The organism is Paraoerskovia marina DSM 21750 (assembly GCF_000701465.1).
In the GTDB taxonomy this organism is placed as follows: Bacteria; Actinomycetota; Actinomycetes; order Actinomycetales; family Cellulomonadaceae; genus Paraoerskovia; species Paraoerskovia marina.
Genome location: NZ_JNIY01000010.1, coordinates 16,507 through 42,098 on the forward strand (window position 1 = coordinate 16,507; position 25,592 = coordinate 42,098).

Sequence of the window (25,592 nt, forward strand, 5' to 3'; positions counted from 1 at the left end):
GGGAGCGCCAGTGTCGACCGACGAGGCCTGATGACGACGTACCGCCCTCCGGCGCGCGAGCTGCCGCACCGCGCGGCGCTCTCGCTGCGCGCGGCGCTCGAGGCACGGGTCGCGCTGTCCCTCACCGAGGTGCGGGACGGGCGGGACACCCTGGTGTGGATCAGCCCGGAGTTCGAGCGGATGAGCGGCTACAACGCCGACGACCTCGTCGGCCAGGACATGAGCGTCCTGCAGTGCGACGCTACCGACCGCGCCGACGTCGACCGGCTGCACGCGGGCCTGCTCAAGGGTGAGACGGTGCGCGCCACGCTGCGCAACCGCCGGTGGGACGGCAGCGAGTTCTGGAACCGCATGGTGATCTCGCCGGTCTACGACGACGAGGGCACCCTCACCCACCACGTCGGCTACCACACCGACGCGACGGCGGACGTCGAGGCGGTCGCCGCGCACGCCGCCCGCATCGGTCGCGCGGACCGCCGCAACGAACGTATGCACCTGCTCGCGGAGATCACGCAAGAGCTCACGACCGTGCTCGACATGGACGAGGGTGCGTCGCGGCTCGCCGACCTGGTCGCCCAGCACTTCGGCGACTGGGTGGTCGTCGTGCTCGCAGACCGGGACAACGGCGTCGGGGCCGCCTACGTCTCCACCCGGCGGCGGTCCGCCGGACAGCTCGCCGCGGCGAGGCCGCTCGCCGAGAGCACCGCCTGGGTGCACGGGTCGCCAGCCCTTCTCAACGCCTTACGCGGCGGCGAGACCCTCGTCGCCCAGCCTTTCGACATCAACTCCGCGCTGATCGACCAGATCCCGGACGCCCGCCACCGCACCTCGATCCGACGCCTGGGCGCCTCGCGGGCGATCGCGGTCACGCTCCAGGGACGCGAGGGCCCGCTCGGAGCGCTGGGCATCCTCTCCCGCTCGCCGGACGCCATGGACGACGACGACGCGCAGGACCTGGTCCACCTCGGCGCCCGCGCCGGCCTCGCGCTCGAGAACGCGCGGCTCTACCAGCGCGAGCACGAGGTCGCCGTGACCCTCCAGCGCAGCCTGCTACCCCGCCTCGTCGACGTCCCCGGACTCGACTGCGCCGCGACGTACGAGCCCGCTTCGGACGGGACGGACGTCGGCGGGGACTGGTACGACGTCGTGCCGCTCCCCCAGGGCGGGGTCTCGGTCTCGGTGGGGGACGTCGTCGGGCACGACATCGCCGCGGCCGCCGCGATGGGACAGCTCCGCTCGTCCCTGCGGGTGGAGGCCTGGGCGGGCCATCATGTCGCCGAGGCCGTGGACTCCGTCGACCACCTGGTCCAGACGCTCGGCATGACGGACCTGGCGACGTGCGTGCTGGCCCAGATCGACGCCCCGGACTCCGACGGACTCCGGCGGCTGCACTACGTGCGCGCCGGCCACCTCACGCCGTTCCTCATCGACCCCGACGGAACCGTCGTGGCCCTGGACGGCGCGCTGACCACGCCGCTCGGCGTCCCGACCCGCGGGGACGTGTCGGAGTCGACGGTCGACTTCGTCCCCGGCGCTGTCCTCGTCCTCTACACCGACGGACTGGTGGAACGCCGCGACCGGCCGTTGCCCGCCGGCATCGCGGAGCTCCGCGCCGCGGCCGAGGCCCTGCCGCCCGGGCTGACCGCCCGGGAGGTCGCTGACCAGCTCGTCCGCGCGACGACGGGTCAGCGCGAGGACGACACGTGCATCCTCGTAGTGCGCAACCTGCCCGCCGGCTAGGACGGACCGGTCGGGCTACGCGAGCGCGAGGAAGAGCTTCTCGAGCTCCTCGCTCGACAGGTCGTCGCTGCTGCGGCCGTCCTCGCTCGTCATGCACTCCTGCAACGACGTCGCGACGATCTTGAAGCCCGCACGGTCGAGCGCCTTCGACACCGCCGCCAGCTGCGTGACGACGTCCCGGCAGCCCCGGCCGTCCTCGATCATCCCGATGACACCGGCGAGCTGCCCCTGCGCCCGTCGCAATCGCTTCAGCACGGCGTCGCGTGCCTCCGACTCCTCGTTCATGCCACTCCCTCGTTCGTCAGTCCGGAACTGCGCCGTGCCCGCATGCCGTCCGCCCAGGTGAGATACCCGCCGTCGAGATTCACGACGTCGTACCCCTGCTGGGTCAGGATTCGTGCCGCCGTGTGTCCGCGCAAGCCGACCTGGCAGTGCACGACGACGCGGCGTCCGGCGGGGATCGTGGCGACACCGTCGCGCAGCTCGTCCACCGGGATGTTCACCGACGGCGCGCCGGTCTCCGGTTCGATCGTTCCACGGGAGAACTCGTCGGCGGACCGGACGTCCACGAGAACCGCACCCGCCTCGATCTCGGCGTCGAGCTCGTGCCACTGGATCGTCCGCGACTCCCCCGCCCGCAGGTTGTCCGCGACGTACCCGACCATGTTGACGGGGTCCTTCGCCGACCCGTAGGCGGGGGCGTAGGCCAGCTCAAGGTCCGCGAGGTCCGAGCCGGTCAGGCCACCCACGATCGCGGTCGCGATCACGTCGATCCGCTTGTCGACGCCGTCCCGCCCGACGGCCTGCGCCCCCAGGATCGCGTCGGTGCCGGGGTCGAGGAGCACCTTGAGCGCGATCGGCTGCGCACCGGGGTAGTACCCGGCGTGGCTGGCGGGGTGGACGTGGATCGCCCGGTACGCGCGCCCCTCGGCCCGTAGGCGCTTCTCGTTGCGGCCCGTCGAGGCGGCGGTGAGCCCGAAGACCCCGACGACGGCCGTCCCGATCGCACGCCGGGTGCCGGTGCGGCGGCCCGTGATCGCGTCCGCGACGTGGCGGCCGTGCCGGTTGGCGAGGTTGGCGAGCGGGATGAGGGTCGTCGCGTCGCCGTCCTCGGCGAGCGCGTCGCGCTTGACCGCCGCGTCCCCGACGGCCCAGACGTGCGGCACGCTGGTCCGCAGGTCGTCGTCGACGACGATGCCACCGCGAGGACCGACCAGGGCCCCGGCCGCCTCGGCCAGTGACGTGTCCGGCCGCACGCCGATCGCGGCGACCACGAGGTCGGCCCGGACCTCACCCGCGGGAGCACCCGCGGCGTCGTGCAGCGTGACGGTGTCCTCGCCGACCGCCCCGACGCTCACGCCGGTCCGGACGTCCACGCCGTGCGCGACGAGCTCGTCCTGGACCCGGACGGCCATCTCGGGGTCGAGCGGGGCGAGGACCTGGTCGGCGAGCTCGACGAGGGTGACGTGCAGCCCGCGGTGGACGAGGTTCTCCGCAACCTCGACCCCGACGAATCCACCCCCGACGACGACCGCGTGGCCCGCGTCGTCCCCGCGGGCGGCCGCGACGGACCGGGCCGTGTCGATGCGGGCCGCGAGGCGATCGACGTCGGCGACGTCGCGCAGGACGAGCATGCGGTCGGCGCCGGGGACGGGCGGGACGACGGGCCGGGCGCCGGGACTGAGCACCAGCTCGTCGTAGGTCTCGGTGTACGTGCCGTCCGGGCCGCCGACGGTGACCGTGCGCGCGGAGGGGTCGACGTCGGTCACCCGGCTGCCGACGCGGACGTCCAGGCGGAACCGGGCGTGCAGCGAGGCCGGGGTCTGCAGGAGGAGCGCGTCGCGGTCCTCGATGACGCCGCCGGCGTAGTAGGGCAGGCCGCAGTTGGCGTACGAGACGTGCTCGCCCGCCTCCAGGACGACGATCTGGGCCTTCTCGTCCAGGCGACGCAGACGGGTCGCTGCCGACATGCCGGCGGCGACGCCGCCGATGATCACGATCTTCATGCATTCCTCCTCGGATTCGACCACCACTATACCCCTGGGGGTATAGTGGTGGTCCTCGACACCGAACAGAAGGAGATTCACCATGTGCCGACCGGTCACCTGCAGGTCCTGCGGAAAGACGACCTGGGCGGGCTGCGGCCAGCACGTCGACGCCGTCATGGCCGACGTCCCCCGGGCCGACCGCTGCCCCGGCCACGAGGGCGAGCCCGCCGCGCCGAGCATGTTCTCCCGGCTCTTCAAGCGGTAGGACCACCCGGATAAGAGGTGGCCCACCGCCGGGAATGCGGCGACACTTGCTTCGGTTGACGTTGTGCAGCGAACACCGCCGCCGACGCACCCCCCGCCGACGACACCCGGAGCAACCCTCGTGACATCAGTCAGCCCCGCGCCCGCAACCTCGGGCGAACGCATGCCCCGGGAACACGTCATGGTGGTGGCGATCCTGCTGGTCTCCACCTTCGTGGCGATCCTCAACGAGACCACGGTCGGTGTCGCGCTCCCCGCGATCATGGACGAGTTCGGCGTGAGCGCGGCGACCGGCCAGTGGCTGCTCACCGCGTTCCTGCTCACGATGTCGATCATCATCCCCACCACCGGATGGATCCTCGGACGCCTGGGGACGCGCGGCGGCTACCTGCTCGCCATGGGCCTCTTCAGCGTCGGCACCCTCGCCGCGGCGTTCGCACCCAGCTTCGCCATCCTGCTCGCGGCCCGCGTCGTCCAGGCGTCCGGGACCGCGATCCTCTTCCCCCTGCTCATGACGACGGTCATGACGCTCGTCCCGCCGATGACCCGAGGGCGCGTGATGGGCAACGTCTCGCTCGTCATCTCTGCAGCCCCGGCTCTCGGCCCCACGATGTCCGGCGCGGTCATCGGCGCGTTCGGCTGGCGCTGGGTCTTCGGGGTCATCCTCCCCATCGCCCTCGTCGCGTTCGCGCTCGGTGCCGTCTACGTGCGCAACACCGCCGAACGGACCCACAGCCCCCTCGACATCCTGTCCGTCCTCCTCGCCGTCGGCGCCTTCGGCGGGCTTGTCTACGGCATGTCCAGCCTGGGCGAGGGCGAGGCCATCGGGATCTTCCCCGCCTGGGTCCCCGTCGTCGTCGGGGCGCTGTTCCTCGCCGCGTTCATCGCACGCCAGATCCAGCTGCAGAAGGACGACCGCGCACTGCTGGACCTGCGGGTGTTCCGCTCCCGCGGCTTCAGCGTCGCGCTGGGCATCCTCGCGACCGGCATGATCGCGCTGTTCGGCGTGATCATCCTGCTCCCGCTGTTCCTGCAGGACGTCCTGGGTCTCGACCCGCTGCACACCGGCCTGACGATGCTGCCCGGCGCGCTCATCATGGGCCTGCTGTCCCCCACCGTCGGGCGGCTTTACGACAAGGTCGGGCCGCGCCCGCTGGTCGTTCCCGGGCTCGTGCTGGTCGCCGCGGGCCTGACAATGCTCGCGTTCGTCGACGCCGGCAGCAGCTCGTGGCGCGTCCTCGCCGCCCACGTCGTGATGAGCCTGGGCCTCGCGTTCGTCTTCACCCCCCTCTTCACGACGGCGCTCTCCTCCGTCCGTCCGTCGCTCGTCGCCCACGGGTCGGCCACGATCGGCACGGTGCAACAGCTGGCCGGGGCCGCCGGGACGGCGGTCTTCGTCGCGATCATGAGCGCCCGCTCCTCGACGCTCGTCGCCGAGGGGGTCGGCGAGACCGCTGCTCTTGCCGGCGGCGTCCGGGCCTCGTTCACCGTCGGGGCCGTCGTCGCCGTGGTCGCTCTCGTGGCGGCGGTCCTGCTCCGCCGGCCGGACGAGGACGCGAGCACCGAGGACCGCGAGGACGCGTCGGGGGCAGACGTCGACGACGCGAAACGGCCCGACGACACCGGTGCCGCGGGGCCCGCTGCGGCACCCAGGGCCTCCGTAGACGGCGACACGGGCGCGGACGAGCGCACGATAGCCTGACCGCCCACGTCGTCGGAAGGTTCACATGGCCCCGCACCTCACCTCGTCCCAGATGTTCTGGACGGGTCTCGCGCTCGTCGTCGGGACGCTCCTCGGGATCGTCTCGCTCAACGGCGCGCAGGACCTGCAGCCGGAGTCACAGTCCGAGCTCTGGATCTGGGCCGTCTCCGGCACGGTGCTGCAGATCCTCCAGATGCTGGGCATCGTGCTCGTCGGCGCGAGCCTCGTCACCCGCGTGATCGAGCACTACAACGGCGACTGAGCCTGCGCCCGGGCCGCGGGCCTACTCCGCGGCTCGCTCGGCCCACCAGGCGGTGAGCGCGGCGCGCGCCGCCTCCTCGCCGAGCGGGCCGTTCTCCATCCGCAGCTCCAGCAGGTACCGGTAGGCCTCGCCGACCTGAGGCCCGGGGCCGATCCCCAGGATCTCCATGATCTGCGACCCGTCGAGGTCTGGGCGGACCGCGTCGAGGGCCTCCTTCTCCCGCAGCGCGGCGATCCGTGCCTCGAGGTCGTCGTAGGCCCGGGACAGACGCTCGGCCTTGCGCCGGTTGCGCGTGGTGCAGTCCGCGCGGGTGAGCCGGTGGAGGCGTTCGAGCAGCGGACCGGCGTCGGTGACGTAGCGGCGGACCGCGGAGTCCGTCCACTGCCCCTCCCCGTACCCGTGGAAGCGCAGGTGGAGCTCGACGAGGCGGGCGACGTCCTTGACGACCTGCTTCTCGTACTTCAGCGCCTTGAGACGCTTGGCCACCAGCTTGGCCCCGACCACCTCGTGGTGGTGGAAGCTGACGCCGCCACCGTCCTCGAACCGCCGCGTCCCGGGCTTGCCGATGTCGTGCAGCAGCGACGCGAGGCGGAGCACCAGGTCCGGCGCGGGGACGACGCCGTCCGGGCCGGTCTCCTGGGCGATCGCCTGGTCGAGCACGATCAACGAGTGCGCGTAGACGTCCTTGTGCCGGTGGTGCTCGTCGATCTCGAGCTGCAGCGCGGGCAGCTCCGGGAGGACGTGGTCGGCCAGGCCGGTGTCGACGAGGACCTCGAGCCCGAGGCGCGGGGCGCCGGCACAGAGCAGCTTCGACAGCTCGGTCTGCACACGCTCGGCCGAGACGATCGAGATCCGGCCCGCCATCGCGACGATCGCGGCCAGGGTGCCCTGTTCCACGTGAAACGAGAGCTGGGCGGCGAACCGGGCCGCACGCATCATGCGCAGCGGGTCGTCGTCGAACGACCGCTCCGGCACGATCGGGGTGCGCAGCACCTTCGCGGCCAGGTCGGCGAGGCCGTCGTGCGGGTCGACGAAGGCCATCTCCGGCACGCGCACCGCCATCGCGTTGACCGTGAAGTCCCGCCGCGAGAGGTCGCCCTCGAGCGTGTCCCCGAACGCCACGACCGGCTTGCGCGACTCCGGGTCGTACTCGTCGCTGCGGTACGTCGTGACCTCGACGACGACCTCGTCGTCTCCCCCGCGGGCGAACCGCTTGGCGCCGATGGTGCCGAACTCCTTGCCGATGTCCCAGTGGGCGTCGCCCCAGGCGGCGAGTATCCTCTCGGTCTCGTCCGGGGACGCCGACGTCGCGAAGTCGAGGTCGTTGCTCGCCCGGCCGAGGAACGCGTCGCGGACGGGGCCGCCGACGAGCGAGAGCTCGTGCCCGGCGTCGCGGAACACCGTGCCCAGCTCCACCGCCACGGGCGCCATCCGCGTCAGGACGGCAAGCGCCCTCCGCTGCAGGTCGAGCTGCAGGCGTGGTTCGTCGGGGAGAGGGCGCGTGGTCGGAGTGGGCACAACAGCCAATCCTACCGACGTGGGTAAAGTTGCGGCATGTCTTCGGCTGCCCACTCCCCGGATCCTCGGGGAGCCCCTGCGCCACCTGGCGGCCACCGGATGCACATCGATCCCCACGAACGACGTCGCCGGGTGGCCCCACCGACCCCCCAACCCGTCGTCGACGAGGTCTCCGCCGGCGGCGTCGTCGTCGACCTGCGTCCCGACGGTCCGCACGTGGCCGTGATCGCGCGCCGCAACCGCGGGGGACGGCTCGAGTGGTGCCTGCCCAAGGGGCACCTCGAGGGCGAGGAGACCGCCGAGGAGGCCGCGGTCCGCGAGATCGCCGAGGAGACGGGCATCGACGGCGTCGTCCGACGCCCGCTCGGCACCATCGACTACTGGTTCGCCGGTGACCACCACCGCGTCCACAAGGTCGTCCACCACTTCCTGCTCGACGCCGTCGGCGGCTACCTGACCATCGAGAACGACCCCGACCACGAGGCCGAGGACGTCGCATGGATCGCGATGCGCGACCTCCCGGACCGCCTCGCCTACCCGAACGAGCGGAGGCTCGTCGCCGCGGCGAGCGACATCCTGGCCGGTCTCGAGGTGCGCTACGTGCGCGGTACCGTGTCCCGAGCAACCCGAGCCCGGCCCCGCGACCCCGACGAGAACGGCACAGACGCCCCATGACTCACCCTCGCTCCGGCGCGTGGGCACGTGCCGTGGCAGTGCTGGCAGCCATCGGGGCGTTCAGCCTCGGAACGGTCCCCGCGGCGTCGGCCGACGACGCGACGTCGAACGCCACCGTCAGCATCGGTGAGGTCACCCCCGCGATCCTCGACTACGACACTGAGGTCACCGTCGTGGCCACCGTCACCAACACCGGGTCCGAGCCGATCACGGACGCCACGGCGCGGCTCGGGATCGACCGCGAGGACGGCCACACCCGGTCGTGGGTCGAGACGTGGAGCACCGCCGACGACGACGGCCCGGTGGGGCTGGAGATCCTCACCGAGGAGATCGACGAGATCGAACCCGGCGAGGACGCCTCCGTCACGTTCGAGTTCACCCGCGCCCAGGCCGGGATCGGGTCCTGGACCGACTGGGGCGCCCACGGCATCGCGGTCGCGGTGAGCACCGGGGACGGGGTCGTCGTGGACCGCACCTTCGTCGTCTGGTCCCCCGAGGGGTCCGACGACGTCGCCCCGGTCCAGGTCGGCCTCCTCGCCCCGGTCGTCGGTCCCCTCGTCAGCACCGACCCGACGACCGCCGAGCTCGCGCTGACCGACGCGGTCCGCCCGGACCGCAGGCTCGCGGACGTCGTCGCCGCGACCGAGGACCAGCCCATCGCGTGGGCCGTCGATCCCTGGCTGGTGCAGGAGGCGAACCTCGTCGAGACCGACGACGCCGAGTCGTGGGTGGCCGACGTCGTCGCGGGGGCGCAGGACCGCGACGTCTTCGCCCTGCCCGCCCTCGACCCGGACCCCGCGGCGTTGGCCCACGCCGGCGAGGACGTGCCGCGGCTCGACGTCACCGGCCCCGGGTCCGAGTGGCGGACCGACCTGATCTGGCCCGCCCCGGCACCGGACCAGGCGACCGTCGCCGCCTCGGCCGACGCCGCCGACTTCGTCGTCGTCACCGGGGCCCTGGCACCGTCGGCGTCGAGCGTGGCGACCCCCGACGCGACCACCCGCGTCGACGTCGACGGCAGCTCCGCGACCGCCGTCGTCGCGGACGAGTCCCTCTCCGACCTGATCACCCGGGCCACGAGCGGCGACGCCGAGGTCGGCGACGCCCGCCAGGTCATGGCCGAGACCGCGACCATCGCGGCGGAGCGCCCCTCGCAGACGACGACGGTCCTCGCCGCGTTCCCCCGCGACTGGACGCCCGACGCCGAGCTCACGGCCGACGCCCTCTCCGCCCTCGACGCGCTCCCCTGGGCAGGGGTCGTCGACCTCGACACCGTGCTCGAGACCACCCCGACGCCCGGGTCCCGCACCCCGCTGCCGGCCTCCGTCGTCGCGGACGCGGAGCTCGACGTCGCCGACGTCGACCTGCTCGTGCGCGACCGCGCGTCGATCGCAGAGTTCTCCACCATCGTGGAGGACCCCGACGCGCTGCTCGCCCAGGTGGACCCCGCGCTCGTCGCTCCCACGGCGATCGCAGGACGCGACGAGCCCGAGGCCCGGGACTCCGACGTAGTGATCGCCCACGGGCGAGCCGCCGAGCTGCTCGACGCCGTGAGCATCGTCGAGTCCTCCGACTACAACCTCATCGCCGAGTCCGGGGACCTGCGCGTCAACGTCCAGAACGACCTCGGGCAGGACGCGACCGTCCAGGTGGTCCTCGAGCCGGACGACTCCGCGCTTCAGGCCGACACCGTGCCGCCCGCCGTCATCACCGCCGGCACCGTGACGCCGGTCCCCGTCCCGGTCACCGCCGTCGGATCGGGCGACGTGAACGTCACCATCTCGATCCTCGCCCCCGACGGCTCGCGCGTCGCCGACTCCTCGACGTTCGAGGTCCGCGTCCGCGCCGACTGGGCGGGCGTCGGGCTCTGGGTGATCAGCATCATCCTCGGCGGGTTCCTCGTCGGGGGAATCTGGCGCACCGTCCGCAGGCACCGGCGGAGCACCGCCACCGCGCGGTCGGAGCAAGGAGCCACGCCGTGAGACACGGACGCCGTCGCGGGACACCCCGCCCACCCGCACCGAAGACCATCCCGGCGACCGCTCCCCCCGGGACGCAGCCGACGTCGTCGGACCTCACCGAGCCCGACACCGCCGGCGGGGACGTGACGCCCGACGACGTCACTCCCGACGACGTGGCGCCCCAGGGGGGCGCAACCGGGGGTGGCGAGACCGGACGTGGCGAGACCGGAGGCGGCGGCTCGTCCCTCGGCCGCTCCAGCGCAGTCATGGCGGCCGGCACGGCGGTCTCCCGCGGGCTCGGCCTCGTCCGCAACATGCTCCTCGTCGGGGCCGTCGGGGCCACCGGCCTGGCCGCCGACGCTTTCGACGTCGCGAACAAGATTCCCAACATCTTCTTCGCCATCCTCGCCGGCGGCGTGCTGAACGCGGTCCTCGTCCCCCAGATCGTGCGCGCCTACACGCAGCGCAACCCCGAGGAACGGATCGGCAAGCTCCTCACGCTCGCGATGACGTTCATCCTCGCGATCACGGTGCTGCTGACCCTCGGGTCCAGCATCATCATCCCGCTCTACGCGGGCGACTCCTGGTCCGACCCGCAGCTCGCCCTGGCCATCACGTTCGGGTACTGGTGCATCCCGCAGCTGATGTTCTACGGGCTCTACACGCTGCTCGGCCAGGTCCTCAACGCCCGCCGCCAGTTCGGGCCGTTCATGTGGGCCCCCGTCGTCAACAACCTCGTCTCGATCGCCGGGTTCGCCGTCTTCATCGCGATCTACGGCCCGGCCGCCACCGGGCAGGTCGACGACCTCTCCGCGTGGGACGGCCCGAAGATCGCACTCCTCGCCGGCACCGCCACGGCCGGCATAGCGCTGCAGGCGCTCGTCCTCTTCGTCCCCCTCTACCGCGGCGGCTTCCGCTGGCGCGTGGCCTTCGGGTTCCGTGGCATCGGCCTGCGCAGCGCCGGGCAGGTCGCGGGATGGACGTTCGGGGCCGTGCTGCTGGAGCAGCTCGGTGTCCTGATGATCACCCGGATCGCCGCAGCGGCACCCGGCACAGCACTGAGCCAGGGGTTCGGACCGTTCGCGGACGCCGCGGGGAGCTCGGCACTGATCACCGGCGTCGTCGCCGCCTCCCCCGAGGCGTACGTCGTCGCCGGACCCGCCGCCTACTCCCAGGCCCTGATGATCTACCTCCTGCCCCACTCGCTCGTCACCGTGTCGATCGCCACCGCGCTGTTCACAGGGATGAGCGCGGCGGCGAACGCCCGCGACACCGCCGCAGTCCGCGCCGACCTCTCCCGCGGCCTGCGCGTGATCGCGGTCTTCACCATCTTCGCGACGGCGGTGCTGATCGTCCTTGCCCACCCCGTCACCAAGCTCCTGGTCCCCACGGGAAGTCCGGCGTCGATCGTCGCGATCAGCCAGGTGCTGGTCGCGATGTCGATCGGTCTCTTCCCGCTCGGCGGCATGGTGCTGATGAAATGGGTCTACTACGCGTACGAGGACGGCCGCTCCGTCTTCCTGATCCAGTTCCTGGGCACCGTCCTGCTGCTGGCCGCGGCCTACGGTGCGACGGCGGTGCTCGACGCCCGCTGGTGGGTGGTCGGGATCGCCGGTGCCATGTCCCTGTCCAACATCCTGGTGATCATCCTCCGCGCCGCAGGGCTCCGCAAGAGGCTCGACGGCCTCGACGGCGCCCGGGTCCTCCGGCTCCTCGTGCGCGTCCTCGTCGCCAGCCTCGTCGCCTCCGGGGCAGGCTGGCTGGCCCTCCAGCCGTTCGGCGATCTGTACGGTCTGAGCTGGACCCGGGCGCTGCTCGTCGCCGGCTGCGCAGGGCTCGTGATGCTCGCCGTCTACCTGCTGCTCCTCCGGATCATGCACGTGCGCGAGCTCGACGACCTCGCACGGCCTCTGATGGCCAAGATTCGGCCCGGGAGATAACGATCACCGCGTAGCATGGTGCTGGTCCTACCCACGATGTCGCTTCGGAGGTTCGGTGAGTTCCCTCGGTCCCGGTACAACCTTGGTCGGTCGCTACCGGCTCGGCGACCGGCAGGTGACAGATCTCGTCGACGTCGAGGCGTGGTCCGCGCACGACACGGTCCTCGACCGACAGGTCCGGATCTCCGTCGTCCGCGGCGACTCGGCGGGAGCGGCGCTCGACGCCGCCCGACGAGCCGCCCTGATCTCCGACTCCCGCCTCACCCGTGTGCTCGACGTCGGCGCCCAGGAGGGCGTCTCGTACGTCGTCACGGAGTCGTTCCGCGGCACGCCGCTGACCGAGGTCGTCGAGGCCGGGCAGCTCAGCGCCGACCAGGCCCGTGCCGTGGTCGGCGAGGCCGCCGCCGCGCTCGAGGCCGCGCGCCGTCGTGGTGTCCACCACCTCGCGCTGCGACCGTCCTGCGTCCGGATCGACGGCCGGGACGTCATCGTCACCGGTCTGGGGCTCGACGGCGGCGTGGCCGGCCGCCGACTCTCCGACGACGCGGCGTCCCGGGCGGACTCCGTCGGGCTCGTGGCCCTGCTCTACTACATCCTCACCACCCGCTGGGGCGGCGCCCCGCTGGACGACCTTCGACTCACCGCCGGCAACCCGGCCCCGCTGTCCGCGACCCGCCGCGACGGGACCCCCGTGCCCCCGCCGGACGTCCCCGCCGACCTCGCGGCGCTCACGACGTCGACACTCGCCCTGGGGTCGCAGAGCGGGCCCCAGGTCCCCGGTGACGTCGTCGCAGACCTCGAGCCGTGGCCCGAGCTCGCTCCCCCGGCACCCCCGACCCCGATCGCACCGGAGCCCCCGCGAGGTGCTCCCGTCCGGCAGTCGAGCCGAGGCCCGCGGATCCACCGCACCTCGGCGTTCGGCGCGGCCGGTGCAGGCGCCGCTGCCGGAGCGGCCGGGGCCGCGAACGCCGCCGGCGCCGTGGGCGCGCCCACCGGTCCCGTGCCCACGCAGCACGCACCCGTCCCGACGCGACCGCCGCAGCCCGCGGCTCCCCAGTCCGGTCCGCAGCCTCAGCAGCCGGGCGCAGGTCCGGCGCGCACGTCCGCCTTCGGTGCGTCCGCGGCGTCGACGGCGCAGTTCGGTGCGCCCCCGGCGGCCCCGACCCAGACCTCCGCGGGCCAGCCCCTGGGTGCTGCTCCGGCCGGCGCGGGGGCCGGGACCGACGGTTCGTCGTCCACCGGCGGCCGGTTCGACCCGACGTGGATCGTGATCGCACTTGCGGCCCTGGCCGTCATCCTCGTGCTGGTCTGGTCGCTGAACAAGGTGTTCTCTCCCTTCGACTCGACCGTCGACGCCGCTCCCGACGTCTCCACGAGCGACGAGTCGGCGGCCCCGGAAGACACCGGCGAGGAGACCGAGGACGAGCCGACCGAGGAGCCGACCTCCGAGGCCCCGGTGGTCGTCCCCGAGATCGACGACGGCGACCAGCTGGACCCCCAGGGCGAGGAAGCCGGCGACACCGCAGGCGAGCACCCGGAAGCCGTCGAGCGTGCCCACGACGGCCAGCCCGAGACGTTCTGGTACACCCGCACGTACGGGTCCCCCCAGTTCGGCGGGCTGAAGGACGGCGTCGGATACGCGGTGGAGCTCAAGGAGCCCGCCGAGGTCTCGACGGTCATCCTCGACACCAACAACACCGGTGGAAACGTCGAGATCCGTGCGACCGACAGCTCCGACCCCACGGGTGGCGATGTTCTCGCCTCCGGTTCACTCGAGGGACAGACCGAGTTCAACTTCGACGCCACCGAGGTCGATACGTTCGTCCTGTGGTTCACCGAGCTGCCACAGGCAGCGGACGGCGGCAACCGGGTGGAGCTCAAGGAGATCATCGTTTCCTAGCGGACGACCGTGTCGCGCCGCTGCGGACGCCTGGAACATCGCCACCCCTCGCGGTGTTCCCCTCGCAGGAGACCAGCGAAGAAGGAGAACACGTGAACCAGGAGTCAACCCCCGAGGTCCGAGACCTCGTCATCGTCGGATCGGGGCCCGCGGGGTACACCGCAGCGGTCTACGCCGCGCGCGCAGGCCTGGAGCCTGTCGTCCTCGCCGGCTCGGTCACCGCGGGTGGCGCGCTCATGAACACCACCGAGGTCGAGAACTTCCCCGGGTTCCCCGAGGGCGTACTCGGCCCGGACCTCATGGAGAACATGCGGAGCCAGGCGGACCGCTTCGGCGCGACGATCCTCTACGACGACGCCGAGACGCTCGAGCTCACCGGTGACATCAAGACCGTCACGACCGCGAACGGCGAGACGTTCCGCAGCCGGGCCGTCATCCTGGCCACCGGGTCCGCGTACCGCGAGCTCGGGATCGACGACGAGAAGCGACTCTCCGGCCGCGGTGTCTCGTGGTGCGCGACGTGCGACGGGTTCTTCTTCCGCAACCAGCACATCGCCGTCGTCGGCGGTGGCGACTCGGCGATGGAGGAGGCGACGTTCCTCACCCGATTCGCCTCGAAGGTCACGATCATCCACCGCCGCGAGGAGCTCCGCGCCTCGAAGATCATGGCCGACCGCGCTCTCGCCGACCCGAAGATCGAGTTCGCGTGGAACAGCGCGGTCAGCGGCATCAACGGGACCGACAAGGTCGAGTCCCTCGAGCTGACGGACACCACCACCGGCGAGACCCGCACGCTCGACGCCACCGGGCTGTTCGTCGCCATCGGCCACGACCCGCGCACGGAGCTCCTCACCGAGCAGGTGACGCTCGACGACGAGGGCTACATCGTCGTCGACCACCCCACGACCGCGACCAACCTTCCGGGTGTGTTCGCGTGCGGTGACGCAGTCGACCACATCTACCGCCAGGCCATCACGGCGGCGGGCACCGGTTGCTCTGCCGCCCTCGATGCTCAGACGTTCCTGACCGAGGCCGCAGACAAGGCCGGACTCGAGTCCCTGGCCGGCACCCCCGCCGAGCCGAACCCCGAGGGGCTCCCCGAAGCACTGGAGGAGATCAAGTGAGCGCCACCGTTCCCGTCACCGACGCGACCTTCAAGGAGACCGTCCTCGACTCCGACGTTCCCGTCATTGTGGACTTCTGGGCCGAGTGGTGCGGCCCGTGCCGTCAGGTGGCCCCCGTTCTCGAGGAGCTGGCATCGGACTACGCGGGCAAGGTGACGATCGCCAAGCTCGACACCGACGCCAACCAGGCCACTGCTGCCGCCTACGGCATCACGTCGATCCCCACGCTCAACATCTACCGCGGCGGCGAGCTCGTGAAGTCGATCGTCGGTGCCCGCCCCAAGCGTGCGATCGCGCAGGAGATCGACGAGGTCCTCGCCTGATCGCCAGCTGAACCATCACCTCATACACGTCGAGGGCCCCGCGGTGCGGGGCCCTCGACGTGTATCTGCGGACATGTGTCTGTGCTGGTCAGCGGTCCGTCTGTGCTGGTCAGCCGTTCTCGCGGAAGACTCCCGGGTCCTGCGGAGCCATGACGTCGAGGATGCGGTTGAGGTCCTCGACCGAGGCGAACTCCACCGTGAGGCGGCCCTTGTTCTTTCCGAGGTTGACCTTCACGCGCGTCTCGAACCGGTCCGAGAGCCGCGACGAGAGATCCTCGATCGCCTGGATGCGCTGACCCGCTCTCGGGGCACGCTTCGGCTTGTCGTCGAGCCCACCGAGAGCGACGATCTCCTCCGTCGCACGGACGGAAAGGCCCTCCGCCACGATCCTCTGCGCAAGCTGTTCAGCAGCTGCCGGGTCGTCGAGGCTGAGCAACGCCCGCGCGTGGCCCGCCGAGAGCACTCCGGCAGCGACGCGTCGTTGGACCAGGGGTGGGAGCTTCAGGAGCCTCAGAGTGTTCGAGATCTGCGGCCGCGACCGGGAGATGCGTGAGGCGAGTTCCTCGTGGGTGCAGCCGAAGTCGTCGAGAAGCTGGCGATACGCCGCAGCCTCTTCAAGGGGATTCAGTGCTGCACGGTGGAGGTTCTCCAGGAGCGCGTCGCGCAGCATGTCTGCGTCGTCGGTCGACCGGATGATGGCAGGGATCGTGTCGAGGCCGGCGGCACGCGAAGCACGCCACCGCCGCTCCCCCATGATGAGCTCGTAGCCATCTCCGTCGGCACGGACGACGATCGGCTGCAGGACACCGATCTGGCGGATCGAACCGATCAGCTCGTCAAGCTCCCCCTCGTCGAACACCGTCCGGGGCTGGCGTGCGTTGGGGTGGATCGCATCGATGCCGAGCTCTGCGAACGTCGCACCGGGCACCGGGACGAGGCCGCCGTCCGACGGTGATTCACGTGGAACATCAGCGGCGTGGGTTTCTCCAGCAGCGGACTCCTGACGTGCCGGCCCGGACTCGGACCGGGCTTCGGTTTCGTCTGCCTGGTTCCGGCTGCGCATGGGAGCCGGGTTGTTCAGGAGGCTGTCTGCACCCGTGACCACCGCTCCACTGGACGTGGAGCCGTCCTCCGCGTCCTTGGGCGCCGAAGGGGTCGCGGAACCCCTCTGATCGACACTCTCGTCGTGCTCCCCCGCGTCCTCACGGGCGTGGAGCGCATCCGCGTCGCCCGTAGCCGTGGCGTCGGTGCCACCGTCTGAGTTCGCGAGGTCCTCAAGCGACTCCGGCACAGACACCGTGGCGACAGCGACGGTGGACTCTTCCGGACCGTCCGCCGTCGGTGATGAACTGGGGAAGAAGACGTCGACCGGCCGCGCACCCTCGCTCGACGTGGGAATGAGTGCCCCGAGACCTCGCCCGAGCCCTCGTCGTCGGTCGCTCATCGTGTCTCCCCTTGCTGCTCATTCGTTGCTGTCGTGGTCTGAGACGGTGCGCCCCGAAGTGCAGGGTCACGTTCGGTGACTTCCCGTGCTGCTTCGAGATAGGCCAATGCCCCGGTCGAGCCAGGGTCGTAGGTCATCACGGTCTGCCCGTGGCTCGGAGCCTCGGAGATGCGCACGGAGCGTGGGACTGTCGTCCGCAGAGTCTGCTCAGGGAAGTGAGTCCGAACCTCTTGCGCCACCTGCTGCGCGAGGTTCGTGCGTCCGTCATACATCGTGAGCAGGATCGTCGAGACGTGAAGCGTGGGGTTCAGATGTGCCTTGATCATGTCGATCGTCTTCAGCAGTTGGCTGAGGCCCTCGAGCGCGTAGTACTCGCACTGGATCGGAATCAAGACCTCGCGTCCCGTGACAAAGGCGTTGACCGTGAGGAGGCCGAGGCTCGGAGGGCAGTCGACCAGCACGTAGTCGATACGCCCTTCTGGCGACGCCTCACGTTCCTGGAGGTAGACGTCGAGCGCACGACGAAGTCGTGTTTCACGTGAAACGAGCGAGACGAGCTCGATCTCCGCTCCTGAGAGATCGATCGTCGCCGGCACACACCACAACGTCGGAATGTCGGGGCACTGCTGTACCGACTCCGACATCGGAGCGCCTTCGACGAGAACCTCGTAGACCGACGGTGTCCCCGATCGATGCTCTACACCCAGAGCCGTCGACGCGTTCCCTTGTGGGTCGTTGTCGATGACGAGAACGTTGAGGCCGGCCATCGCCAGTCCCGCGGCGACGTTGACGGTCGTCGTCGTCTTGCCGACGCCGCCCTTCTGGTTCGCGACTGTCATGATGCGCGTCTGAGGCGGTCGGGCGAACCGTCGCCCATGGAGTTCGATCCGTCGACGAGCATCCATGGCCAGTTGTGCTGCCAGTGGCGTGTCGTCATCCATGTGAGGAAGGCTCGCCATCAGTTCCGCCCGGCGCATCTCCTCGTTCGGCGTTTCACGTGAAACTGCCCCACCCGCACTCTCGGGCCTGTCGCGGTGTTCCGCCTCACTCACATGTGCCTCCGTCTCCACGTTCTAAGGATGCCTCGCCGATCGAGTCGATCTGATCAGGCGCGCCTACCGCAGTGCGACCCGCGGGTGCAGCCGTTCGTCGGACACCGACGAACCGCTCCCCTACCGCCGGATTCGTACGACTGTCGTCGACTCCACTCCTGCAGCGACCTCTGCCGAAAGCACCTCTGGCTCCGACGCCTTGAACCGGCGAATGACCTTCAGCGCCTTAGGGATCTCCTGCTGGACGTTCTGCCCCTTGAGCACCACCATCTGGCCGCCGACTTCCACCAGCGGCAGCGAGAGGCGGCTCAGCTTGTCCAGGGCAGCAACCGCTCTCGACGTGACCGCGGCGACCTCGAACGCGTCGTGAAACTCCTCAGCGCGACCGCGCTTGATCACCACGTTCTCGAGTCCGAGTGCCTCGACCACCTCAGCCAGCCAGGTACAGCGGCGTTCCATCGGCTCGATCAGCGTGACGGTCGCCGAGGGGACCATCGCCGCGACGACTATTCCGGGGAGTCCAGCTCCGCTCCCGACGTCCGCGATCGTCGGAGCATCTCGCACGAACTGCACGACAGCCGCAGAGTTCAAGATGTGCCGCTCCCACAAGCGCGGCAACTCCCGCGGGCCGATCAATCCTCGGAGCTCACCGTCAGTCTCGAGCATCTCGGCGAACTGCACGATCTGCGGGCGCGCCTCTCCGAGGAGTTCGCGGACAGCGGGCGACTCGGACAGCTCTCGGTCGCGCTGTGCGACTACTTCGTCGGGTGCGGCACTCATCAAGGTGGCCCTTCAGGTTAATCCAACCGGTACACACTGAGCCTATCGACCCCGAGAGCTCAAGGAGCGCTGGTCCTCATGATCTGGGGAGTGAGATGCGACGGGCAACTGTGGACGAACGGAAACCACCGCACAGAGATGTTTCACGTGAAACACAGATCACCGTGTGGCTGAAGCCGACCCGGTACTCGCGGCCCCCTCGACAACCTGCTGGGTGCGGCCCCTCGAGGAGTGGGACATCATCCCCACCACGACGAGGACATGGCCGCTTCCCCTCTCTCCCTTGGAACTGGCCATCAGTGCGGGCCTTACACGACCGTGCCGGCGAATTGCCGAGGTCCGGCGGATCCACGAGGTCCGGCAGACCCCTGTCGTGGCCACAGGTCCGCGACCTTCAGCAGATCCCTGTATCGACCGTGGCGGGCAGATGGACAGCGACCACACTGCGGCCGAGGCCCCGACCTTCTGAGCAAGAGAGCATGCTTCCAGATCTTCGGTGGTGACACTCAGCGGATCGGCGTGGGCGAAGTCCTCCGGGTCGGCGTGCGCAGTCTCCGGCACGGCACCCACCCCCGCGCAACGTCGCAAGGAGCCGACGATCTTCCGGTTCACTGTGACGCTGCTCGGAGCGCGACGACGGTCAGCCGCCGAGTACGGACGCTGTGGATCACGCTCAGCCCGCAGGGTGACGGTAGAAACCCCAGCGTGTGGCCGACACGGAGCAGAGAAGTTGGAGCTTTGACACCACGCTGCATCACCGCGCCACGTTTCACGTGAAACGGTCGGTCCGCGCAGGCAGACACCGACGCACTTTCGCCCATGTCCTTCTGGAGACCACCACGATGAACCGCCTTCGGGCATCGTAGGTACTCGGCTTCACTGACTGCCTGGCTCTACTCCCCTCCCCCGCCAGGTCCGCTCACTTGGCATGGGCGACTGAGCAGATCGAAGCGCCTCGGCACCCTCAACGACACACGTCCGCGCAGATGCACTCCGAACGCGGACCACACCCCGGTGTAGGCAGCCTGCCTGAACCCAGGACTCGTCACTGACGCCAGAGCTGGCCGTCCGCAATTCCTCCTGACCGCCGTCCGTACTTCCTCCAGACCCGAGCAGCGGGAACGTCAGCGTGCCACCAGACTCCGTCCGGTCCCGACCGGGCTGTCATCGACCCCGCCATGCCGAGAGAAGTTCCGTCGGGTCGACCCTTCGGAGGATCTCTCCACCGAACCCGAATGGCGGACGAACTTCTCCGCGGAAACCCCGGGCCATCGCTAGACGCACCACGTTGGCAGTTCAGGGATCGGGACACGCCTCGTTCGTGAGAGACCGGTGTCCAATCGAACGCGGACGCGCTGTGAACCCGAACTTGCACCGCCGTTCAACCCGCGTGCAGAGTGCATGCCATGGGCACTATGCCCTGGGACGCGATTGAGTGCGACTCTCGCGTACATCGCGCGTGCGGGCGGCGGTAGAGGCCACCGGATCGAGCACTGTCGGCCAAGAAGACCATCCTCAGGATCCACGGCACGGCGCACCTCCCGCGGGCCTGGACTCACCCACACTCCCCCCTGCGTCCGCCACCGCGCTCGGACTCTCGGCCCGTCCGCCGTCTGCAATACATGCTCGCAAACCGGGCCACCCACCTACGTCCTCCGGCACCGACGACAGTAGAACTGCCGAACTCCCTGACCCCAGCGCAGCCCCAGACCGACGAGAGAGGGCTTCGACGATGACTGTCCACTGCTCGACTCTGCGCACGGACCTGAACCGGCGACCGTAGCCCGCCATCACATGACCGGACCGCTAGCGCGATCCAGAGCCACATCGCACATCTCCCGACCGCTGGCATCGACGCTGCCGATCGGCCCATCTGGGCACGGAAGGAGCCACGTACGCGCCTGCGTTTCACGTGAAACCTCACGCCGAACCACAAAAGTCTGCCCCGGACAGATCTTCTGTCCGGGGCAGACCCTCGATGCTGCTCGTGAAGCTGCTACTCCGTCGCGGCCGCCTGAACGACGACGTAGCGCTCGGGGTCGACGCCCCGCGAGTCAGAACGGAGACCGGCGGCCGCGACGGCGTCATGCACGACCTTCCGCTCGAACGCATTCATCGGCTCGAGGGACGTCTCGGGCGCAGCACCCGACTGCACACGCTCGATCGCGATGCTCGCAAGATCCACGAGCTCGCTCCGGCGCCGCTTGCGGAAGCCTGCGACATCGAGCATCAGGCGACTCCGCTCCCCCGTCTTTGCCTGGACCGCGAGGCGGGACAGGTCCTGCAGCGCCTCGAGAACCTCTCCGTCGGAGCCGACGAGTTCGTCGAGCGACCCGTCCTCGGTCAGGATCTCCACGGCCGCACGACCGTTCTCGACGTCGATGTCGATGTCGCCGTCGAGATCCGCGATGTCGAGGAGCTCCTCGAGATAGTCCGCCGCGATCTCGCCCTCTTCTTCGAGCGTTCGCAACTCCTGCGCTCCGTCGACTGCGGGCGCTGCTTCATCCTTCGACATGGGTTCACCCTTCGCGTCGAGCATCGGCTCGTCCATCACTTCTTGCGCTTCTTGGAGGAGTTCCCGGATCCGCCGGACTTCTTCTGTCCAGGCTTCTTCTGTCCGGGCTTGTGCGTACGTGGCTTCTGACCGTTCGGCTTCTGGGGAGCCGACGAGCTCTGCGGAGTCGATGCATTCTCCACGCCGGACTCGCCGTCCTCATCGCTGCCTTCGGCTGTCGTGTCCGAGCCGACCTGCTCCGCGGCGGCGCCCTGCGAGGATGCCGCCGGCTTCGGGCCCGCTGCACGGTTCTTGCGCTTGGGCTGCTGCCGCTGTCCGCGGGGCTTCTCCTCCACCGCAGGTGTCTCTTCCTCTGGCGGCAAGCCCTTGGCGATCCGCTTCTTGGCCTTCTTCTCCTTGAGTCGACGCTCGGCCTCCGAACCGGGAGCCGGCATCCGGGAGATCGTGTAGTACTGCTGCCCCATCGACCAGACGTTCGTGGTCGACCAGTAGACGAGGACACCGACGGGGAAGTTCACACCCGAGACGAGGAAGATCAGCGGGAACAAGTACAGCATCATCTTCTGCGTCTGAGCAGCAGGGCCCTCGAGCGCAGCAGGCGGCATGTTCTTCATCGTGAGCTGGCGCTGCGTGAAGAACGTCGTCCCGACCATGAGGAGGATCAGGCAGCCGATGACGATCTTCGCCTGGATCGAGTCGGTCTGCAGGAAGACGTCGGAGAGCTGCGCACCGAACACGGTCGAGCGCTCGATGTCGGAGGCGACCTCCTGGGTGATCGGACCCAGGGCGTCCTGACTCCCCTCCGCGATCGGCTGCAGGCTGTTCAGCACGCGGAAGAGCGCGAAGAAGATCGGCATCTGCAGAAGGATCGGGAGGCACGACGCGAACGGGTTCGTGCCGTGCTTCTTGTACAGCGCCATCGTCTCGCGGCTCATGGCCTCGCGCGACGCCGGGTCCTTCTTGTTCTTGTACTTCTTCTGGATCGCCTGCATCTCGGGCTGGATCAGCTGCATGCCTCGGGATGCGTTGATCTGCTTGAAGAACAGCGGGATGAGGGCGACACGGATGATGATGACGAGACCGACGATGGACAGCACCCAGGCAGGGCCGGGACCGTCGGAGAACCCGAGTAACAGCAGGCCCTGGTGGCACAGTTGCATGATCCATGCGACTGCCCACTCGATGGGGTAGAGAATCTGAAACATCGCTGGAGTGCTCCTCGTGGTCGGTCACCCGTGGTTGCTGCGGTGAGCCGGCTTTCAGTGGTGGTCGTGCGTGGTCTCGTCCCGTCGAGTCGCTGGCACGTCGTCCACGCCGCCATCGCTCCACGGATTGCACCGCAGGACCCGCCAGGCGGCGAGCCCACTCCCCCGCAGCGCACCATGGCGTTGTACCGCGATCAGGGCGTACTGCGAGCAAGAGGGGTAGTACTTGCAGGTGGGACCCGTCATCGGTGAGATCACCGACTGGTAGGCGCGCACGATGCCCACGAGCACGAGTACAGGGATCTTCCGGACGAATCGGAGTGCACGTCGCCACCCGCTGACGCGGGGCGGAGCTACCGCTGATTCGGTCCTCGGAGCCGTCGGCGCCGTCACCTCGAGCCCCCGCGGGTCCGCGTGCGTCGCAGACAGCGGTCGAGGTCGGCCTCCAGCGTGCTGTAGTCCGCGCCGGCCGACGCTGGCAGCGCACGGACGACGGTCGTGGATCCCGCCGGGAGCTCCTCGAGGTGGGACCGGAACGCTCCACGAAGGCGTCTCTTCACGAGATTCCGCTCGACGGCGTTCCCGACCTGCTTCGACACGACGAACCCGACGGTGGGCACAGCAATGCTCCCGGCGTCGTCAGACGCCGGGAGCATGTGCACAACGAGTGTTGAACTACCGGCACGCGCTCCACGTCGCACCGCTGCTCGGAAGTCCGGGGAGCGGCGAAGTCGGTGTGCCGGTGGAAGCACTCTCAGGCAGAGAGCTCGGAACGGCCCTTGCGACGGCGCGCAGCGAGAACCGCGCGGCCACCGCGCGTGCGCATGCGCAGACGGAAGCCGTGGGTCTTCGCACGACGACGGTTGTTCGGCTGGAAGGTCCGCTTGCTCACGAGGTGCTCCAAGGTCGGGGCGCATCACCGCGGGTCGGTCATGCACTGGTGTTGCAGGTTCATGTGGCCGCTGAGCGTTCGACGCACGGTCCTGGTGTTCAGGCTCACGGGCACGCCGAAACTGCTCGGAACGGCTGTATGACGTTACGCCGCCGTGCGGCGTCAAGTCAAACCGGCTCACCCTAGCGCGCCCATGACCGGAGCGCACGCACCACCGCGCCCTGAGCCGTGCGGCACCGACCTCACAGGCTGTGGAAAACTATGTGGAAAACCGGAGTGCGTGGCAGACTCCGGCTCAGCCATCAGCCCGTCAGCAGGGAAGGGAACCCCGTGCCCGCAGCGGAAGTCAGCATCGACGAGGTCTGGGAACAGACGATCGCGACACTGGGGTCCAACCCCCACATGACACGACGCCAGATGGGCTACGTCAAGATGGCGAAGCCCCGAGCAGTCTTCGAGGGAAACGTCTTCCTCGCCGTGCCCGCAGATCACGTGCGGACGTTCATCGAGTCCAGCCTCCGCGACGATCTCGTCGAAGCGCTGACGTCCGTGCTGGGGACGGAGGTCCGGTTCGCCATCTCGGTCGAGCCCGACATGGACGTCCAGCCGCCGACGGGGCCCTCCCCCGACTCGGTCGAGGAGTCTCCCGCGTTCCTGTCCCCACGTCGCTCAGGACCGCCGTCACAGGGCGAGGACGCCGACCCCTTCGCCACGGGGTCCGACGCCTTGGACGCCGACGGCGACGACGAAGCCTTCGAGCGTCCCTCCCCCGCGGACGTGGCGCCCAGCCGCAGGAGCCCCGAGCCACGCCGGCAGGCCGAGCCGTCGCGTCTCAACCCGAAGTACATCTTCGAGACGTTCGTCATCGGAGCCTCCAACCGGTTCGCCCACGCCGCGGCGGTGGCGGTCGCCGAAGCCCCGGCCAAGGCCTACAACCCTCTGTTCATCTACGGGGACTCCGGCCTCGGCAAGACCCACCTCCTGCACGCGATCGGCCACTACGCCTACAACCTGTATCCACACGTGCGCGTGCGGTACGTGAACTCCGAGGAGTTCACCAACGACTTCATCAACAGCATCGGTGAGGGCAAGGCGGGCGCCTTCCAGCGCCGGTACCGCGACGTCGACGTCCTCCTCATCGACGACATCCAGTTCCTCCAGGGCAAGGAACAGACGATGGAGGAGTTCTTCCACACGTTCAACGCGCTCCACAACGCGAACAAGCAGGTGGTGATCACCTCGGACCTGCCGCCCAAGCAGCTCGCGGGCTTCGAGGCTCGACTGCGGTCCCGCTTCGAGTGGGGTCTCATCACCGACGTCCAGCCCCCCGACCTCGAGACGCGCATCGCGATCCTCCGCAAGAAGGCGAGCCGAGAGAACCTCGCAGCGCCCAACGACGTCCTCTCCTACATCGCGTCGAAGATCTCCTCGAACATCCGTGAGCTCGAGGGTGCGCTGATCCGCGTCACGGCGTTCGCGAACCTGAACCGGCAGCAGGTGGACCTCGCTCTCGCCGAGATCGTCCTGAAGGACCTCATCACTGACGACGAGCCGCAGGAGATCACCCCCGCCGTCGTGATCGCCCAGACCGCCGGCTACTTCGGTCTCACCATCGACGATCTGTGTGGGACGTCGCGCTCACGTGTGCTCGTCACGGCACGTCAGATCGCGATGTACCTCTGCCGGGAGCTCACCGACCTGTCACTGCCCAAGATCGGGCAGCAGTTCGGTGGCCGGGACCACACGACGGTGATGCACGCGAACCGGAAGATCGCCGACCAGATGGCGGAGCGTCGATCGACCTACAACCAGGTCACCGAGCTCACCAGCAGGATCAAGCAGCAGCCGCACCGGTGATTCTGTCCCCCGTGCCGCCGTCCACATCCGTGTGGACGGCGGCATCTGTGCATCCGGGCCGGTCCGTCCACATGAAGGTGCTTGAGATTTCCCTCTATAGAACTAGTTCGTCGTAGTCATCGGGGCTGTGGAACTTGTGGGTAACCGGTGTTTTCGCAGGTCAGAGGCATGTTCTGCCTGTGTGCATCCTGTCCACGAAAATGTGGACAAGTCGCAGCCCCTGTGGATCGACAGAAGTTACCCACACTCTGCCCACAGGCACCCCGCGTTGCGTCCACAGCGACACCGACCCTGTCCACACTTGTCCACAGCACTACGCACAGGTGTGTACAAGTGTTCGAATCCAGAACCTTCCTGTTTCCACATCTTCTGTGGACGAGTGTGGACAACACTGTGGACGTCGATGAACGGTACAAAGTCGACGTCGCGCCAGATGTCCGTCAGGCCCTG

General features: G+C 69.5%; 22 protein-coding genes. 11 read left to right on the top strand and 11 right to left on the bottom strand.

The window, feature by feature from the left end; translation table 11 throughout:
• The first annotated feature begins 30 nt into the window (after nucleotides 1–30).
• A complete protein-coding gene (locus Q343_RS0112165; RefSeq protein ID WP_052367187.1) occupies nucleotides 31–1,740 on the top strand; it encodes a GAF domain-containing SpoIIE family protein phosphatase in 1,710 nt (569 codons plus the stop codon).
• A gap of 15 nt (nucleotides 1,741–1,755) precedes the next feature.
• Here the strand turns inward: Q343_RS0112165 and Q343_RS0112170 are convergent, their stop codons facing one another.
• Both Q343_RS0112170 and Q343_RS0112175 read right to left on the bottom strand, forming a co-directional pair.
• Entirely contained in the window at nucleotides 1,756–2,025 is a 270-nt protein-coding gene (locus Q343_RS0112170; RefSeq protein ID WP_029253846.1) for a metal-sensitive transcriptional regulator, read from the bottom strand.
• Entirely contained in the window at nucleotides 2,022–3,746 is a 1,725-nt protein-coding gene (locus tag Q343_RS0112175; RefSeq protein WP_029253847.1) for an FAD-dependent oxidoreductase, read from the bottom strand. The genes Q343_RS0112170 and Q343_RS0112175 overlap by 4 nt, the downstream gene beginning before the upstream one ends.
• An 82-nt stretch (nucleotides 3,747–3,828) precedes the next feature.
• On the opposite strand from Q343_RS0112175, the gene Q343_RS15365 reads away from it, so the two are divergent.
• From Q343_RS15365 to Q343_RS0112190, 3 genes are all read left to right on the top strand, one after another.
• A complete protein-coding gene (locus Q343_RS15365; protein ID WP_169738975.1) occupies nucleotides 3,829–3,993 on the top strand; it encodes a hypothetical protein in 165 nt (54 codons plus the stop codon).
• A gap of 162 nt (nucleotides 3,994–4,155) precedes the next feature.
• Nucleotides 4,156–5,694: a DHA2 family efflux MFS transporter permease subunit gene (locus Q343_RS0112185; protein ID WP_081829815.1), complete on the top strand. Its 1,539-nt coding sequence runs from the start codon at nucleotides 4,156–4,158 to the stop codon at nucleotides 5,692–5,694.
• A gap of 25 nt (nucleotides 5,695–5,719) precedes the next feature.
• On the top strand, nucleotides 5,720–5,956 hold the full coding sequence (locus tag Q343_RS0112190) for a hypothetical protein (protein WP_029253849.1): 237 nt from the start codon (nucleotides 5,720–5,722) through the stop codon (nucleotides 5,954–5,956).
• 21 nt (nucleotides 5,957–5,977) lie between these two features.
• On the opposite strand, the gene Q343_RS0112195 is transcribed toward Q343_RS0112190, so the two are convergent.
• Entirely contained in the window at nucleotides 5,978–7,474 is a 1,497-nt protein-coding gene (locus tag Q343_RS0112195; RefSeq protein ID WP_052367188.1) for a CCA tRNA nucleotidyltransferase, read from the bottom strand.
• Nucleotides 7,475–7,510: 36 nt separating this feature from the next.
• Here Q343_RS0112195 and Q343_RS0112200 point away from each other — a divergent pair, with 36 nt between their 5' ends.
• From Q343_RS0112200 to trxA, 6 genes are all read left to right on the top strand, one after another.
• Nucleotides 7,511–8,149 (top strand): NUDIX domain-containing protein, encoded by a 639-nt coding sequence (locus Q343_RS0112200; protein ID WP_081829817.1) that lies wholly within the window; start codon nucleotides 7,511–7,513, stop codon nucleotides 8,147–8,149.
• On the top strand, nucleotides 8,146–10,131 hold the full coding sequence (locus Q343_RS0112205) for a DUF6049 family protein (RefSeq protein WP_155990741.1): 1,986 nt from the start codon (nucleotides 8,146–8,148) through the stop codon (nucleotides 10,129–10,131). The genes Q343_RS0112200 and Q343_RS0112205 overlap by 4 nt, the downstream gene beginning before the upstream one ends.
• On the top strand, nucleotides 10,128–12,050 hold the full coding sequence (gene murJ, locus Q343_RS0112210) for a murein biosynthesis integral membrane protein MurJ (protein ID WP_248616827.1): 1,923 nt from the start codon (nucleotides 10,128–10,130) through the stop codon (nucleotides 12,048–12,050). Before Q343_RS0112205 ends, murJ begins: the two co-directional genes overlap by 4 nt.
• A 55-nt stretch (nucleotides 12,051–12,105) precedes the next feature.
• Complete coding sequence (locus Q343_RS0112215) at nucleotides 12,106–13,950, top strand: hypothetical protein (protein WP_029253854.1); 1,845 nt, start codon at nucleotides 12,106–12,108, stop codon at nucleotides 13,948–13,950.
• A gap of 92 nt (nucleotides 13,951–14,042) precedes the next feature.
• Nucleotides 14,043–15,074 (top strand): thioredoxin-disulfide reductase, encoded by a 1,032-nt coding sequence (gene trxB, locus Q343_RS0112220; protein ID WP_043110069.1) that lies wholly within the window; start codon nucleotides 14,043–14,045, stop codon nucleotides 15,072–15,074.
• Nucleotides 15,071–15,397 (top strand): thioredoxin, encoded by a 327-nt coding sequence (trxA, locus tag Q343_RS0112225; RefSeq protein ID WP_029253856.1) that lies wholly within the window; start codon nucleotides 15,071–15,073, stop codon nucleotides 15,395–15,397. Before trxB ends, trxA begins: the two co-directional genes overlap by 4 nt.
• Before the next feature lie 109 nt (nucleotides 15,398–15,506).
• On the opposite strand, the gene Q343_RS0112230 is transcribed toward trxA, so the two are convergent.
• The 8 genes from Q343_RS0112230 to rpmH form a co-directional block, all read right to left on the bottom strand.
• Nucleotides 15,507–16,841: a ParB/RepB/Spo0J family partition protein gene (locus Q343_RS0112230; RefSeq protein ID WP_029253857.1), complete on the bottom strand. Its 1,335-nt coding sequence runs from the start codon at nucleotides 16,839–16,841 to the stop codon at nucleotides 15,507–15,509.
• Nucleotides 16,838–17,782: a ParA family protein gene (locus tag Q343_RS0112235; RefSeq protein ID WP_052367205.1), complete on the bottom strand. Its 945-nt coding sequence runs from the start codon at nucleotides 17,780–17,782 to the stop codon at nucleotides 16,838–16,840. Before Q343_RS0112235 ends, Q343_RS0112230 begins: the two co-directional genes overlap by 4 nt.
• A 231-nt stretch (nucleotides 17,783–18,013) precedes the next feature.
• Nucleotides 18,014–18,673 carry a 16S rRNA (guanine(527)-N(7))-methyltransferase RsmG gene (gene rsmG, locus Q343_RS0112240; protein WP_029253859.1) on the bottom strand — a complete coding sequence of 220 codons (660 nt, stop codon included), beginning with the start codon at nucleotides 18,671–18,673 and terminating at the stop codon, nucleotides 18,014–18,016.
• 1,996 nt (nucleotides 18,674–20,669) lie between these two features.
• Nucleotides 20,670–21,188, bottom strand: a complete 519-nt coding sequence (locus Q343_RS0112245) for a Jag family protein (RefSeq protein WP_052367207.1) — start codon at nucleotides 21,186–21,188, stop codon at nucleotides 20,670–20,672.
• Nucleotides 21,189–21,223: 35 nt separating this feature from the next.
• Nucleotides 21,224–22,393 carry a membrane protein insertase YidC gene (yidC, locus tag Q343_RS0112250; RefSeq protein ID WP_081829819.1) on the bottom strand — a complete coding sequence of 390 codons (1,170 nt, stop codon included), beginning with the start codon at nucleotides 22,391–22,393 and terminating at the stop codon, nucleotides 21,224–21,226.
• Nucleotides 22,394–22,447: 54 nt separating this feature from the next.
• The gene (gene yidD, locus Q343_RS0112255) at nucleotides 22,448–22,786 is read right to left on the bottom strand and encodes a membrane protein insertion efficiency factor YidD (protein WP_081829820.1); all 339 of its coding nucleotides are present in this window, start codon (nucleotides 22,784–22,786) and stop codon (nucleotides 22,448–22,450) included.
• The gene (rnpA, locus tag Q343_RS14190; protein ID WP_043110070.1) at nucleotides 22,783–23,145 is read right to left on the bottom strand and encodes a ribonuclease P protein component; all 363 of its coding nucleotides are present in this window, start codon (nucleotides 23,143–23,145) and stop codon (nucleotides 22,783–22,785) included. Before rnpA ends, yidD begins: the two co-directional genes overlap by 4 nt.
• Nucleotides 23,146–23,147: 2 nt before the next feature.
• Entirely contained in the window at nucleotides 23,148–23,285 is a 138-nt protein-coding gene (rpmH, locus tag Q343_RS0112265; protein WP_029253864.1) for a 50S ribosomal protein L34, read from the bottom strand.
• A gap of 330 nt (nucleotides 23,286–23,615) precedes the next feature.
• Between rpmH and dnaA the strand changes: the two genes are divergently transcribed.
• Entirely contained in the window at nucleotides 23,616–25,142 is a 1,527-nt protein-coding gene (gene dnaA, locus Q343_RS0112270; RefSeq protein ID WP_029253865.1) for a chromosomal replication initiator protein DnaA, read from the top strand.
• Nucleotides 25,143–25,592 lie beyond the last annotated feature (450 nt).